The sequence below is a fragment of the Burkholderia lata genome (genome assembly GCF_000012945.1).
Classification (GTDB): domain Bacteria; phylum Pseudomonadota; class Gammaproteobacteria; order Burkholderiales; family Burkholderiaceae; genus Burkholderia; species Burkholderia lata.
Genome location: NC_007510.1, coordinates 1937979 through 1951291, shown reverse-complemented (window position 1 = coordinate 1951291; position 13313 = coordinate 1937979). Strand labels below are relative to the sequence as shown.

19 protein-coding genes are annotated in these 13313 nt (G+C 58.9%); 4 read left to right on the top strand and 15 right to left on the bottom strand.

Annotated features, from left to right (window positions below; translation table 11 throughout):
* Nucleotides 1–15: 15 nt before the first annotated feature.
* From BCEP18194_RS14765 to BCEP18194_RS14720, 10 genes are all read right to left on the bottom strand, one after another.
* The gene (locus BCEP18194_RS14765; protein WP_011352085.1) at nucleotides 16–693 is read right to left on the bottom strand and encodes a 2OG-Fe(II) oxygenase; all 678 of its coding nucleotides are present in this window, start codon (nucleotides 691–693) and stop codon (nucleotides 16–18) included.
* A 44-nt stretch (nucleotides 694–737) separates the two neighbouring features.
* Complete coding sequence (gene ada, locus BCEP18194_RS14760; RefSeq protein ID WP_011352084.1) at nucleotides 738–1802, bottom strand: bifunctional DNA-binding transcriptional regulator/O6-methylguanine-DNA methyltransferase Ada; 1065 nt, start codon at nucleotides 1800–1802, stop codon at nucleotides 738–740.
* An 83-nt stretch (nucleotides 1803–1885) separates the two neighbouring features.
* On the bottom strand, nucleotides 1886–2530 hold the full coding sequence (locus BCEP18194_RS14755) for a DNA-3-methyladenine glycosylase family protein (protein ID WP_011352083.1): 645 nt from the start codon (nucleotides 2528–2530) through the stop codon (nucleotides 1886–1888).
* A gap of 2 nt (nucleotides 2531–2532) precedes the next feature.
* Nucleotides 2533–3084 carry a methylated-DNA--[protein]-cysteine S-methyltransferase gene (locus BCEP18194_RS14750; RefSeq protein WP_011352082.1) on the bottom strand — a complete coding sequence of 184 codons (552 nt, stop codon included), beginning with the start codon at nucleotides 3082–3084 and terminating at the stop codon, nucleotides 2533–2535.
* Between the two features lie 52 nt (nucleotides 3085–3136).
* Nucleotides 3137–3328, bottom strand: a complete 192-nt coding sequence (locus BCEP18194_RS14745) for a hypothetical protein (RefSeq protein ID WP_041492837.1) — start codon at nucleotides 3326–3328, stop codon at nucleotides 3137–3139.
* Between the two features lie 81 nt (nucleotides 3329–3409).
* Entirely contained in the window at nucleotides 3410–4054 is a 645-nt protein-coding gene (gene alkB, locus BCEP18194_RS14740; RefSeq protein WP_011352080.1) for a DNA oxidative demethylase AlkB, read from the bottom strand.
* A gap of 2 nt (nucleotides 4055–4056) precedes the next feature.
* Nucleotides 4057–4779, bottom strand: coding sequence for a 2OG-Fe(II) oxygenase (locus tag BCEP18194_RS14735; protein WP_011352079.1), 723 nt, complete (start codon nucleotides 4777–4779; stop codon nucleotides 4057–4059).
* On the bottom strand, nucleotides 4776–5336 hold the full coding sequence (locus tag BCEP18194_RS14730) for a methylated-DNA--[protein]-cysteine S-methyltransferase (protein WP_011352078.1): 561 nt from the start codon (nucleotides 5334–5336) through the stop codon (nucleotides 4776–4778). The genes BCEP18194_RS14735 and BCEP18194_RS14730 overlap by 4 nt, the downstream gene beginning before the upstream one ends.
* A 229-nt stretch (nucleotides 5337–5565) precedes the next feature.
* Complete coding sequence (locus tag BCEP18194_RS14725; RefSeq protein WP_011352077.1) at nucleotides 5566–6033, bottom strand: ester cyclase; 468 nt, start codon at nucleotides 6031–6033, stop codon at nucleotides 5566–5568.
* A 245-nt stretch (nucleotides 6034–6278) separates the two neighbouring features.
* The gene (locus BCEP18194_RS14720) at nucleotides 6279–7103 is read right to left on the bottom strand and encodes a gamma-glutamylcyclotransferase (RefSeq protein WP_157687177.1); all 825 of its coding nucleotides are present in this window, start codon (nucleotides 7101–7103) and stop codon (nucleotides 6279–6281) included.
* A 300-nt stretch (nucleotides 7104–7403) separates the two neighbouring features.
* Between BCEP18194_RS14720 and BCEP18194_RS14715 the strand changes: the two genes are divergently transcribed.
* On the top strand, nucleotides 7404–7928 hold the full coding sequence (locus BCEP18194_RS14715) for a hypothetical protein (protein WP_041492836.1): 525 nt from the start codon (nucleotides 7404–7406) through the stop codon (nucleotides 7926–7928).
* 125 nt (nucleotides 7929–8053) lie between these two features.
* Here the strand turns inward: BCEP18194_RS14715 and BCEP18194_RS42070 are convergent, their stop codons facing one another.
* From BCEP18194_RS42070 to BCEP18194_RS14695, 5 genes are all read right to left on the bottom strand, one after another.
* The gene (locus BCEP18194_RS42070) at nucleotides 8054–8134 is read right to left on the bottom strand and encodes a hypothetical protein (RefSeq protein WP_244272967.1); all 81 of its coding nucleotides are present in this window, start codon (nucleotides 8132–8134) and stop codon (nucleotides 8054–8056) included.
* A gap of 59 nt (nucleotides 8135–8193) precedes the next feature.
* Nucleotides 8194–8844 carry a DNA oxidative demethylase AlkB gene (alkB, locus tag BCEP18194_RS14710; RefSeq protein WP_011352074.1) on the bottom strand — a complete coding sequence of 217 codons (651 nt, stop codon included), beginning with the start codon at nucleotides 8842–8844 and terminating at the stop codon, nucleotides 8194–8196.
* Nucleotides 8841–9401 carry a methylated-DNA--[protein]-cysteine S-methyltransferase gene (locus BCEP18194_RS39675; RefSeq protein WP_157687176.1) on the bottom strand — a complete coding sequence of 187 codons (561 nt, stop codon included), beginning with the start codon at nucleotides 9399–9401 and terminating at the stop codon, nucleotides 8841–8843. Before BCEP18194_RS39675 ends, alkB (BCEP18194_RS14710) begins: the two co-directional genes overlap by 4 nt.
* Before the next feature lie 93 nt (nucleotides 9402–9494).
* Nucleotides 9495–10070 (bottom strand): hypothetical protein, encoded by a 576-nt coding sequence (locus BCEP18194_RS38710; RefSeq protein ID WP_011352072.1) that lies wholly within the window; start codon nucleotides 10068–10070, stop codon nucleotides 9495–9497.
* Nucleotides 10071–10164: 94 nt separating this feature from the next.
* Entirely contained in the window at nucleotides 10165–10647 is a 483-nt protein-coding gene (locus tag BCEP18194_RS14695; protein WP_050781587.1) for an adenylyltransferase/cytidyltransferase family protein, read from the bottom strand.
* 302 nt (nucleotides 10648–10949) lie between these two features.
* On the opposite strand from BCEP18194_RS14695, the gene BCEP18194_RS14690 reads away from it, so the two are divergent.
* The 3 genes from BCEP18194_RS14690 to BCEP18194_RS14685 all read left to right on the top strand — a co-directional run bounded on the left by BCEP18194_RS14690 (nucleotide 10950) and on the right by BCEP18194_RS14685 (nucleotide 13312).
* Nucleotides 10950–11399, top strand: a complete 450-nt coding sequence (locus tag BCEP18194_RS14690) for an ester cyclase (protein WP_011352070.1) — start codon at nucleotides 10950–10952, stop codon at nucleotides 11397–11399.
* A 158-nt stretch (nucleotides 11400–11557) separates the two neighbouring features.
* Nucleotides 11558–11866, top strand: coding sequence for a DUF3892 domain-containing protein (locus tag BCEP18194_RS42435; protein ID WP_011352069.1), 309 nt, complete (start codon nucleotides 11558–11560; stop codon nucleotides 11864–11866).
* A 543-nt stretch (nucleotides 11867–12409) separates the two neighbouring features.
* Nucleotides 12410–13312, top strand: coding sequence for a LysR substrate-binding domain-containing protein (locus tag BCEP18194_RS14685; protein ID WP_011352068.1), 903 nt, complete (start codon nucleotides 12410–12412; stop codon nucleotides 13310–13312).
* Nucleotide 13313 lies beyond the last annotated feature (1 nt).

The window sequence follows — 13313 nt, the reverse complement described above, 5'->3', positions numbered from 1 at the left end:
TCTCCTCTCAAGCCACTATCGGGCATTGTGAAACGTCAACTCCAGACCAATACGCTGACCCCGATGCACACGACTGATGGCGTGCTTGAGATTGACCCGGTAATACCCCTTCGCTCCCTTGAAAGGGCGTTCGGACGTTGTGATGATGGCTGCATCGCCAAGCTTGAGCGGTAAAACCATGGGACGTGATTGCATGCGCGGGCGCTGCTCCGTCATCACGAATTCGCCACCCGAAAAGTCCGCTCCCGGCTCTGACAGCAATGCAACGACCTGTAGCGGGAACACTTGCTCACCTTCATTGCGCTGGTGAAGCGACACATGATCCTTCACGCCGAGGCGATTCAAGTGAGATTGGCCCCGTGCCTGGCCGGCCCGTTTGTTTTGCTCCAGAAAGTCGTCAAACTCGGCCGGATACCGGCGACCGCTCCCGAGAATCTCGCTCCAGCGATTTGCGACGACAGCCAAGTGGCTATACAGCTTCGTACGCAAGTTCTCGAGCGGCTCCGGCATACTCGCGCCGAAATAGAGCAGCTCACCGCGTCCCATATCATCCGACACCAGTTGCGCGCGTTGTCCCGCGCTCATGGTTCCGGTCAGGAGTGCCAGGTCACGTGCAGCTCCTTCGCCAAGGAACCCGGGGAGTACCGCATAGCCTTCTGTATCAAGTTGAGCTGCAATACCCGCCCATTCCATACCAGCAAGACTCGTGATTGGTGAAGTCACAATAAATCTCTCCTTCAAATCTCGGCTTCGCGGCGCAACAACTCGCGCTTGCGATCTACTCCCCAGCGATAGCCGGAGATGTCTCCATCGCGTCGTACAACGCGGTGGCAAGGGATGGCCACAGCAAGGTGATTCGCCCCGCAGGCCTGCGCGACAGCGCGCACCGCCTTGGGCGACCCGATTCGCTCGGCAATCTCCGCGTAACTTATCGTCGTGCCCGGCGGAATCTCGCGCAGCGCGCGCCAGACGCGCTCCTGAAAGGCTGTGCCCTGTACGTCCAGCGGCAGATGCAAGCCCATCGACGGCGCTTCGACGAAGCCCACCACCCGGGCGACCAACTGTTCGAAGTCGTTCTCTCCACCGATGAACTGCGCCTTGGGGAACTGGTCTTGCAGATTACGCACCAGCATGTCCGGGTCGTCACCCAACAGAATGGCGCAGATCCCACGCTGACTTTGAGCCACAAGGATGGCGCCGAGTGAGCATTGCCCCACGGCGAAACGTATGACTGCACCTGCACCGCCTGCCCTATAGTCGCGCGCACGCATCCCGAGCAGCTGGTCGGAGGCTTCGTAGAACCGGCTGTTCGAGTTGAAGCCAGCCCCATAGATGGCGTTGGTGACCGAGGAATTCGGCGCGCTCAATTCCTCCCGAAGCTTGCGGGCACGATAGGCCGAGCTGTACGCCTTGGGCGTCAAACCTGTCTCTGCCTTGAAGAGGCGATGGAAATGGAACGGGCTCATGCCGATCTCGGCAGCCAGGTCGTCGAGCTGGGGTGGCGTATCGGATGCCTCGATCAAGCGACAGGCGCGTGCCACAATTGCCGCACGTTCCGTCGCTGCGCTGGTCTGGTCTCCATGCGCCCGACGGCTGGGGCGAAAGCCCGCAGCCTCCGCAGCCTCTACAGTGTCGTAGAACACTACGTTCTGGCGCTTGGGCAAGCGTGTCGTCGAGCTCGGATGGCAATAGACACCGGTGGTCCTGACGGCGTAGACGAAATGACCATCGGCTGCAGCATCTCGCGCCTGTACCGCCTCCCAGCGGGCATCGTCGGTTTCGTAGACAGTGATCGTATTCATTGTGGCAGTCCTGGAAGCATCAATCACGGAATCAGGATAGGCCGGACTTCATTCGCAAGAACTCCGATTCTTGCTATCAAAATTCATCGGCTGGGCAGTCGCCACAAGTACCACGCGGCGACAGTCCGGTATGGGCTCCAGGCTTCACCGATGTCACGCATCTGGCGCGGTGTCGGTGCCTTCTCCAACCCCTTCAGACGCCCGTAACCCTCGCGAACACCGAAGTCGTCAACTGGCAGAATGTCCGAGCGCTCAAGTGAATAGATCAGGAACATCTCTACCGTCCAGCGCCCGACACCGCGTAGCGTAATGAGGCGCTCGATCAGCGTCGCATCGGGAAGGCGCCGTGCCTCGTCTAGACTCGGTACGATTTCGTCCACGGTAGCCTGGGCGATACTGCGAATCGTCGCCAGCTTGGTAGCCGAGAAGCCACAGGCACGTTGCAGCGCCGGATCGGTCGACAGCAGTTGCTCGGGAGCGGGAAAGTCCGTACCGGGATAGAGCGCAAGCAACCGCCCAAGAATCGCATCGCCAGCTTTGGCGTGTAGTTGCTGATAGGCTATCGCCCGAACCAGCGCCTCGTATGGCTCGCGGGCGGGCTTGGCCTCATGCCTGCACGGGCCGATTTTGGCGATATGACTAGCCCAGTCCTTGTCGAAGTCCGACAGGAACTGAGCAGCTTTCCGATAGGCGCGCGGAGACAGGTCGGCTGAGATGGTGTCGGTCAAAATCAAAATCCTGGCAGCGTGGCAGTTTGGGGTTCGGTGCGTTGCGGCGGGATTGCCCCTTCATGCTCCAGCAACCAGCGCTTACGATGTAGGCCCCATGCGTAGCCCTTGAGATCGCCATTGGCGGCGATGACGCGATGGCACGGCACGATGATCGCGATCGGGTTGGCGCCATTGGCAGCGCCAATGTCGATTGCCGCGCGTGGATCGTCGAATCCCAGCGCCTTCGCGAGTTTGCCGTAGGTAGTGGTCGTGCCCGTCGGGATACGGCGCAACGCAGCCCACACGCGGCGCTGCAGGTCGGACCCGGCAGTTTCCGTCCGGAGCGTGTCCAACGCCGCAAGCTCACCCGAGAAGTAACGCGTGATGGCGTCGGCGATCTCGTCAGGCGCGGTGACCTCAGTCAAGCCAACACGGCCATAGTGCTCGCGCAGGCCACGATCGAGGCGTGCCTGGTGGTCGGCGAAATCGAGCGCACGCACAGCTCGCTGCGCGTCCGTGACGAGAAGCATGTCACCCAGTGGCGATGCCACGACACTCTTATACATGTGCATGATGTTCCTTGCGAGGTGAGTCGGAAGACCAGATTGGGCGCTCCGATTGGGTTCATTTCAGCCGGGTGACACCCCATTCCCCAAACAGATAGGTCTCGCCGCTCGTCATGTGCAGTTCGGTAGCGCCGTCATCGTTGACCCACCATCGCGCCGCACCGATATCCACCAGCGACTGGCAATGCGCCTCGACCTGGTATCGCGCTTCGGACTGTTCGTTCATCGGTTCTACGGAAATGGTTTTCATAGGTACACTCCAGCAACCCGCCATACTTTAGTTGCGCCATCACCAGAAAACACTCCGTCCCTTGCTGTCGAATTCACGACGTCATCCCGCCTTACGGAACGTGAAGTTGATTCGCTGGCGTCCGAGAAGACCATGCGGATCCTCCTTGAGCGGCATCACACCGTGGTAGCGCAGACGATCAACGCCTCCCCACACGGCCACGTCACCGTGATAAAGCGGCACTTTGGTTGTGGGATCGGAGCGCTCGTGACCACCGAAAAGAAACACGGCTTTCATGCCCAGAGAGACCGAGACGATGGGCGCATTAAAATCCTGCTCGTTCTTGTCCTGATGCAACGAAAGGCGCGCGCCGGGAGCATAGCGATTGACGAGACAGGCATCCGGCTCGAAATCGTCGAACCCTGCTGCCGCGGCGGCCTCTTTCGCTAGCCGTGCAAACACCTCCGGCATGGCCGGCCACGGCAATCCAGTGTCGGGGTCAACAGAGGTGTAGCGATAGCCGCGACGATCAGTCGTCCATCCCAATGCCCCGCAGTTCGTCAAGGCAACAGACATGGTGAAACCACCAGGCGTCACCATGTGCCGAAACGGAGCGATCGCGTCAATATCGACAATTGCACGCAACAGTCCGTGCAGATACGGCAGGGCGAACCCACGAAGCACGACGGCGTCGGCGCCAATGCGGAGGTGTTCACCTTCCGTCTCGAAAAGATGCAGCGAATCCATGCTCACCTCGAATCGTGAAAGATCAGGCCGACGGTGTGACGGCTGCCGCTACGAATACGACTGACGCCATGTCGCATTGCCACGCTTCGAAGTCCGCGCTGCCCCATTGCAGGCCTCTGATTGACGGTGAATACCACTGCATCGCCCTGACGCAGCGAGACAACGTCTGCTCGTTGGCCTTGGGTTGAATACTCCGTCATGACAAACTCGCCACCCGTGAAATCCGAGCCGGGAGCTGACAACAGAATGGCTACCTGCAAAGGGAACACGTGGTCGCCGTAGAGGTCCTGGTGCAGGCAGTTGTAATCACCCTCACCATATTCAAGGATCAGCGGCGTCGGCCGGCTCTGCCCGGCAAGGTGACATCGATCGAGAAACACATCCAGGTCGACCGGAAACTGCGTGTCGCTACCCAATTGCCTGTTCCAGCGATTGGCAATCGGGACAAGCCGGGGATACAACGCATGTCGCAACCCGTCGAGCAGCGGTGGCAACGGATACGCGAAGTACTTGTATTCGCCGCGCCCGAACCCGTGTCGCGCCATCACGATTCGCGTGCGAAAGCCATCCTCCTTTGCATAGCGCTCGGCAAGGGCGTTGCATTGCTCTGCGGTCAGCAAATTCGGAAGAACAGCGTTGCCGTAAGTATCGAGCGATCGTTCGACACCCGGCCAATCGTAAGTCAAGGGCGTCATATCCTGCTCACGCCGAGTCTTGAGCTTCATTGCGCACACTCCTCGGCCAACAGCGCGAGCTTGCGCTCGACACCCCAGCGATAGCCGGACACGGAGCCGTCGCTGCGTACGACGCGATGACAAGGAATGGCAATAGCCATGACATTTGAGGCGCAAGCGCCTGCTACAGCCCGAACGGCTTCCGGGGTACCGAGATCTCGCGCTACGTCGCTGTAGCTCCGGGTTTGGCCAGCCGGTATTTCACACAGCGCCTGCCAAACCTTTTGCTGGAAGGCAGTCCCACAAATATCGAGATCGATGACGCCGGCGGGCTGCTCGTTGTCGATGAACGCAATGACCTGTCTGAGCTCCAAGGCAAGCGCAGCCTGGTCAACGCGCAGTTCGTTGGTCGGGAACGCTGCTGCGAGTTGCGCTTGCAGGGCCATTGCATCGTCACCCAAAAAGATCGCGCACACGCCGCGTTGACTACGTCCGACCATGACCAAGCCAAGCGTCGTTTGACCGACGGCGAATCGAATGGAATCGACAACCCGACTGCCCGGGGCACGGAAGACGTATTTGAACGTAGAAACGGAACGGACTGTCATGGGACATCGCTCACTTGATTACGGGATGATGTCAGTGTACGAACTTGCCCGTCGATCGAAACTCCGGTATTTGCGGTTGAATTCTTGAACTCGAAAGCACGGCCCTTCAACGATTCAACTGGAACTCGATGCCCTGACGATCAAAAAAAGGTCCGCAACAAAGTGCGGACCTTTTCCGTGCCTGCCGATCTGTATGTCACGCCTGGACGGCGTGGTGGCGGCTAACCGATCAGGCGTCGCCGTTGACGGCCGTCGTCTTGATCAGACCGAGTTGGGTCAGTGCGGCCACGCCGTCGTCCAGCCCGAGTTCTTCCACGATTTTCCCGTCGATCACCTTCAACACGGTCGTGCCGGTGAAGCGCATCGTGCGGCCGGTGGCAGCAGGCAGCCCGCCGACCAGGAAGTCGTCAAACGCGGGGCCGGTGTGGGTGCCGCCGCCTTCCCACTGACCGACGACGTAATCGCCTTCGGCGATCAGGTCGGCCGTACCCCAGAAGTTCAGATCGGGGAACGCTGCGCGGAAGTCCGTCATGAACGCCTTGATGTCTTCGCGGCCGCGGCGCGGCTCATGCAGCGAGTACTTGAGCAGCATGTCCGGTGCGGCGATTTCATCGATCACCGAGAAATTGACATTCTTGCCCCAGAATTCCGTGAACCAGCGCACGACGACTTCCTTGTTTTGCTCTTCTTTGCTCATTTCAAAAGTTCTCACAGTTGGTTTCGGAAAACCATCGACATCATCTGATGGTCTGAGCAACAGAATAGTGATCAGCAATCCTTCCAACACTCCGATTCTTGCTGCGCAAATTTGGACGATGCCCTGCTTACTCTTTTGAGGCGCAGCCGCGGCAATTCGGAACAGGTCGATGTTTCACGACTCCACGAGCCGACCGATCTCAATGCGAGCGATCATGTCGATACGGACAATGACTGTCCAATGGACTAAGCAACTGACAGAAGACCGTCCGCGTGAACGATCCGCACGCTGGCAGCGAGGTGTTCAAGTGCAGCGTCGCGGAGCCCGCTGGCGCGCAGACCTTCGCACGTTCGAAACAGGTAGTCGCGGGCGCTGCCCAATGTACCGGAAGCGGTAGCCAGCTTGCGTACAACGACGTCGTGCTCGAGGTGACCTGCATACTGCGGAACGGTCGTATCGATGGTGAAGGCAATCGCAGAGCCGATCGCCTCCCCGGAAATGCCTTTCAGATCCACCCACCGAGGCACGTAGGCACCGCAGACCATTTCTCTTCTCCAGAGCAACTGCAGCTCGCGCTCGATGTTCGCCTCGGCCAGACGATAGGCGGCCCCATGACACGACCCACCGCGGTCCAGTGCAAGCATGAGCCCGGGGCGATCCGCTGTCGCGCGTAATGCCGTGATTGAAAGGCAAAATGATCGATGCCAGCCATCGACCCTTGCGACACGCCTTTCTACGGCATCGATCGCCGCATTCCATATGAGCGAGCCGTACCCAAAAACCCAGATGTCTCCCGCCGGCCGCGCGGCCAGCGTCTCCCGCAGCGACGCCGATCGTTCAGACTCGGTGAGCATCCGCATACCAGGAGAATCGATGGCTGCAAGCGCAGCCACGCTACCTTCTTCGAGAAGCTGCCGCGTCAGCGTTGGCGATGAGTTCTGCTCTTCGCTATAGGCGAACGCTTGCTGCACAACACGGTTCGTCGTCATGGTTTCCTCATAGGCATCGGTGACGCGCGGATATGGCCCGCGCCAGGTGCGCACTTTGCCGAACAGGACGCGACGAGCCACTCCGATTCTTGCGATGGAATGCAAATCTCCCAAGGGCGCCGGCAGCGATTTGTCGTTCGCGGATCGCGGCCCTCGATGAGCGCGGGTGAACTCTGCCTGGTCGATGGCGCTAGTGGACGTCAGTATCCGGTGCGCATGTGCCCGTATTGAGCGCATGCCGAAGGCCTCGATCGCGGTGTGGCGCTCACTGGTACCTGGACATTCGGAGATGAGGCAGATTCGATCGCAAGAATCGGAGTGCGGCTCAATGCGCGAGCACCGAGACTCGGGGGACATTCCGTATGGCATCAGGAGCAAAGAGTGGGTGCGGATAAGCGCAAGGCAAGCGACGAGCCCGATCTCGTCAGCAGTTTCACCTCAGCGTTCGCCGGTGCGTCCGGCGGCGTAGATAGCGTCTGGATCAAGTACGCGATGTACAACGGATCTCGCCGTATCTCGTATTGGCCCGCGGACCAGTTTTGGGCACTTTACAGATGCGTTGAGCACTACAGCGGGATTCACTTCTATGGTTCCGATCTGCAGCGCATGTCGGATGAGCCTGGCTATGGCTTAAAGCTGCCGAGCGGACATCCCGTCCACACGATGTTGAAGGCGCGCCCGACTCTCACTGAGCATGACTTTCAGTTCGCTCAACGACGGTTCTCGGTCGCATCCCTTGTTTTCGTGGATCTCGGCGAGGTGTGCAAGATAGCGTGCACGTTCTTGAACAACGAGCATCGTGTTGATCTTCTGCCTGCCTACATCGCAATGAACCTGTACGGATCATTGAAGGCGAGCGTTGATCTATCGGGGTTGGTCACGGCACCACCGGCAGGTACTGCATGAAATCGCGCGGACCGCTTCACAAACCTCATTCGTCGACATGCGCCTCCACCTGGAACGCATTCCGCCGACCGACACGCCAAGAATGAATCGTGCCGATCAGGGCTTAATCCTGGCCTATCCGGACATCAAGGTGAGTCGTGCACGGACAGTTCAAGTCCGATTCGCTCTCTTGAATGCACACGGCTGATCGCGTGCGTGGTGCGCACGCGATAGTGGTCACGACTGCCCTTGAACGGGCCGTCGTGAGTGCAGCGCCACTGTATCCTTATCCGGCCTTCCTGAACGTGAGGTTTATCCGTTGGCTACCAAGTAACGGATGCGGGACGTCCTTCAGTGGCAGTATCCCGTGATACCGCATTCGATCGACGCCTCCCCATACAACAACGTCTCCATGGCGGAGGAGAACGCGTTCGGCGCTATCACCGCGCGCGTGCCCACCAAACAGGAATATGGCTGTCATTCCTAGAGACACCGACACGATTGGTGCGTTGAGATCGCGCTCGTCCTTGTCCTGATGCAATGAGAGGCGCGCCCCGGGCAGGTGCCGATTAATCAGACAAGCATCGGGCTCAAAATCAGGGAAACCGCAGACTGCCGCAGCGTTGTTCGCGAGTGCTGACAGCAACCCCGGCATTGCCGGCCAACGCTTGGCTGTGTCCGGATCGATGACGGTGTAACGGTAGCCACTCCGATCCGTCGTCCAACCCAACGTCCCGCAGTTCGTCATTGCGACAGACATTCGGAAGCCACCAGGCGTCTCCATATTTCGAAAGGGTGCGCGAGCATCAATACTTGAGATCTCCTCGAGGAGATCGCCCGCGCCGGGCAGCGCAAATCCTCGGAGAATGAATGCGTTCTCCCCGAGGATTTCGCGCCCATCCACAGACCAGTAGCGGTCCTTGTCGAACGTGCTCATTGCTCGCTCTCTTTCGAGAGCAGTGCACGCTTGCGATCCACCCCCCAGCGATAACCGGATACCGATCCATCGCGACGAACGACTCGGTGACACGGAATCGCTACTGCAAGCACGTTCGCCGCGCATGCGCTTGCGACAGCACGAACCGCCTCAGGTACGCCGAGGTCTCGTGCTACCTCGCCATAGCTACGAGTCTGACCGGCAGGGATGCCACACAATGCCTGCCACACCTGCTGCTGGAAAGGCGTGCCGCCAATGTCGAGATCGATGACCCCTTCGGCAATATCCTTGTCAATGAACGCGATGACCTGGACCAACTCACGGTGCAGTCCAAGCTGGTCCGTCTCTAGAGGATTATGCGGAAACTCCGCCTCAAGTTCATCGACCAACGCTTGATGCGAATCACCAAGAAAGATCGCGCAGATTCCGCGGCGACTTTTTCCGACCAGAATCATTTCGCGGACGGTCTTTCCAATCGCATAACGAATTGGGCCTTCGACGTCGCTGCCCGGAGCGCGGAAGTTGTACTTGAAAGCAGTAGAAGGACGGTTCTTCATGGCAGATCTCCTTTTTGATAAGGTATGCGACAAGTTTAGGCACTGATCGACGTCTCCAAACTCTGGTCCTTGCGGTCAAATTCGATTTCCCAATCACCATCCCGGAAATCGGGCGATCAATCGCAGCCAGATCGCAAGACAACCGGCATCGGCCATGTATCGCAAGGCATCGATCGCGCGCCAGTTACATGGAACTCGTCGGAGCCAGATGGAGTCGGGACCCGACCGATAGAGCCAGACGATCGTAGCCGCGATCATCTGGCGCTCGGGTGAGAGGGCACGGAAATTCGCGCGCCAGGCCGCCATCTCGCCAGGATGGTGTTGGCCGCGCCGCTCGTCATAGGCGCTAGGGCAGATGCTCCGGTGGTCATGACCTTGAGTGGACGAACAGAAGAACTGCGACAGTTGGAGCTCGCCAATCGCCCACACTAGCGTTTCGTGAAATCGCCGTGGCGTTCTGAACGGCACGGTCGACTTACCTCCTGAGAGCACTTCCAGTCGCTCGGCTTCCATCTCGTCGATATCGAGGACCGAGGTCACAAGGCGATCGAGTCTTACTTCCTCAAGCGGACTCGACGTGTTGGCGGCCGTGCACAGCACGTGAAGTGCGACATCGGCAGTATTCGACGAATGGATTTGATGCACCGATTCTTGAGCAGACGAGTACATATAAACGTGGTGATCAGGTGTTCCCTACAGTCGGCCCGTTGGCGATGCCATTTCGGCGACGAGGAATATGTGCCCAATAAGGGCCGAATTCGATTCAGTGGACTGCCAGCTGCAAGCTCGGAGAGACTCGATCCGCGCGCAACCGTTGCCCAACGGCAAGTCGGTTCAGATTCTCGATTGAGCCGCGAAGAGAGGCGCTCGTGGTCGTAGGTAGATCCGGGAGTCGAATCACCTCGATGCCAGGGACGATCACGTCGGCAATTTCACCTGCCTCTGCCTGTGTGCCCACATCTTCGGAATGATCGAACAAGCGATCGAACCGCAGCGTGTTCCACGCATCAACGTAGTTCCCCGTGTCGTCTGCAACTGCCGAGTCGACGAAACGCACACTGCGCACGATCTCTATCCGTACTTCGAATGGGATCACGGGCTTGTAACCGGACACCCTGGTGAACACCTCGTCGGTTGTCACGCCGATGACGAGGTAGTCACATCGCGCCTTTGCGTATTGCAATACGTTCAGATGTCCGACGTGAAAGAGATCGAAGGCATTAGAAAGATACCCGATGCGCTTCATGGAGACTCCCGCTTTCGTTGAGTAGAGAATCACGTGGTCGCTCGAACTCATGACGCTCGTTTGGTCGGGCAGCTACACCGCGTGAGGTTGTGAAGATGACCTCAACGATAGGCGCCGAACCACGACCGTTCGATCCGTTTCTTGCTTTGAAACTTCGCAACGTTAGTGATCGAACGCGTCGACGGAGAAATTTGAATTTCGCAGCAAGAAACGGGTAGAAGCCCATCTCATCGATCGATATTGTTCGTCTCGGGCGCAGCAATTCCGCTTCCCCATCAACTGAGCACACGAAGGAGTCGATCATGTCGAAAGAACAGGACAACAAGGAAGTCGTCGGCCGCTGGTTCACCAACTTCTGGGGCGAAAAATGCGACCTCAGCATCGTGGATCAAATCGCTGCGCCGGATATGCTCCTGAAGTACTCTCTGCACGAGCCGCGTCGCGGCCGCGACGACATCAAGGCGTTCATGACCGACTTCCGCGCGGCATTCCCGGACCTGAACTTCTGGGGTGTTACGGATCTCATCGCCGAAGGTGATTTCGTCGTCGGCCAGTGGGAAGGTGGTGGTACGCATACCGGCCCCGCATTCAGCGACTTCCTCGTCGGCGGGCTGCCGGCGGCAACGGGTCGCAAGATGCGTTTCACGGGAACGACGGTACTTCGTCTGAAAGACGGCATGATCGTCGAGGAACTGGGCCTGGACGACGGTGTCACCGCACTCATGCAGCTCGGCCTGATCCAGAAAGCCTAACCGGGGTCGATAACTCGAAGAGAAGCAAGCCACATCTCCGTCACGAGCGAACTGGAGGGAGCCCCTTCGGTTCGCGTTCTTGCGCCCGGCTTGCATCGATCCTGTTTGCCTGTTCGCAGGAGTTTGAGTGTTCTCAACAGACCTGTTTCGAATGATCTATGGGCGCGAGATTGACAATGGCAGCGATACAGCAAATTCGATGTATAAAGAGAACAGGCCAGTCGGCCCGACATGAGGCGATATCTCACATCGGGGGAATCAGCCCCTCTCACGGAGCGAGATGGAAGATGGACATCCCCTATGTCATCTCGGAACTCGAGGCGGGGCGACGCGAGTTCTTTATCGTCGTCGATGGCCAGGCCGCAGAAGTGACGGTTGCGGAAACGCCAGATGGGCACAAGTATTTGAAGACTACGCGTGACACTGCAACATTGGATTGTTTGCTATGTCTACCGGAATGCCTATAGAGTTATTTCAAAATCCTTCGAACTGCGGCCTCCACGCATGTCACGCTTTATCGAGTGCACCTGGACGGAATTGATGAGCCGCGGCACAAAGGGACACCGACATAAGGACTCCTTTGACACGTTGCCATCGACGATATTATCGTAGTCGTCCGATTAGAAGCTGGAACGCCACGACACGGCGATACAGCTAACTCAAGCGAACGGGTCGCTTGTTAAGCCAGCGCCGATTCGCCTCGGGCAGCAGGCCACACGACCTCTCTAGAGTTGGCTCCGGCGCCGCCCCCCACACCACGACAACAGCGCCGTCGGCGCCAACTCTGAACGCCAAATTCGTGCGCAACGGCTATGTCCGGCACGTCGTCGGACAGCCGCACCAGCCCAGCCCAGCCCAGCCGTCACCATTTTGGCCACCTGCCGACAGAATTGCATTAGCAATGCGTCGAATTTCGCACGAAATGTACTTATCGACCCAGTCGGCATACGTTCCAGTAGGAAGACGACTAGAATCAGATCGTCCAATTGATCGAACCATACGGATCAAACATGCTGGATCTCAACGACTTTCGCTATTTCGTCCGAATCGTCGAATCGGGAGGACTCACGGCGGCCAGCCGGAACCTCGACATCCCGAAATCGACCGTCAGCCACCGGCTTCAGCAGCTGGAAGCCGCGCTCGGCGTGCGGCTGATCAACCGAACATCGCGCAGCTTAAGCGTGACCGACGCAGGCCAGCTCTTCTACAGTCACGCCGTCACAATGCTGGAGCGCGCCGAAGTAGCCGAGAACGCCGTCCGCGAGCGCCTGGTCGAACCGATCGGCACGATCCGGTTCACGACTGCGGTGGCCACGTCGCTCTACGCGATGCGCCAGATCCTTCCGGATTTCATCAAGCGTTACCCGAAAATCGACGTGATCGAGCACGTCAGCGACGAACAGACCGACATCGTCGGCGGCAATTTCGATCTTGCGCTGCGTGCCCATAACGGGCCGCTATCCGACTCCGCGCTCGTGCAACGCAAGCTGGCCCCTGCCCCGTGGTTCCTATTCGCCAGCCCGGACTATCTCGACCGACGTGGCCAGCCCGTCGCGCCGGACGAGCTGGCCGGGCACGATTCGCTGTTCGTCACAAGGCACCATCTTCCGTTCGCCTGGAAGCTCAAGCATCCGTCGCAGGGTGAAGTCAGCGTCCCGCTGAAGCCACGCCTCGCAGGCAACGACTTGGTCACGCTGAAACAGGCCGCGCAGGATGGACTCGGCGTCGTCGCGCTCCCTGGCTATGTCTGTCGCGACGAAGTCCGCTCCGGCGCGCTGCGCTGCATTCTGCCCGATTGGCTCGCCGGCGAAGCCACCATCACCGCCGTACTGCCGTTCCGGCACGGCATGCTGCCGTCGGTGCGCGTGTTTCTCGACTTCCTGGTTGAGCGCATCCCAAAGGTCGTGTCGTAGC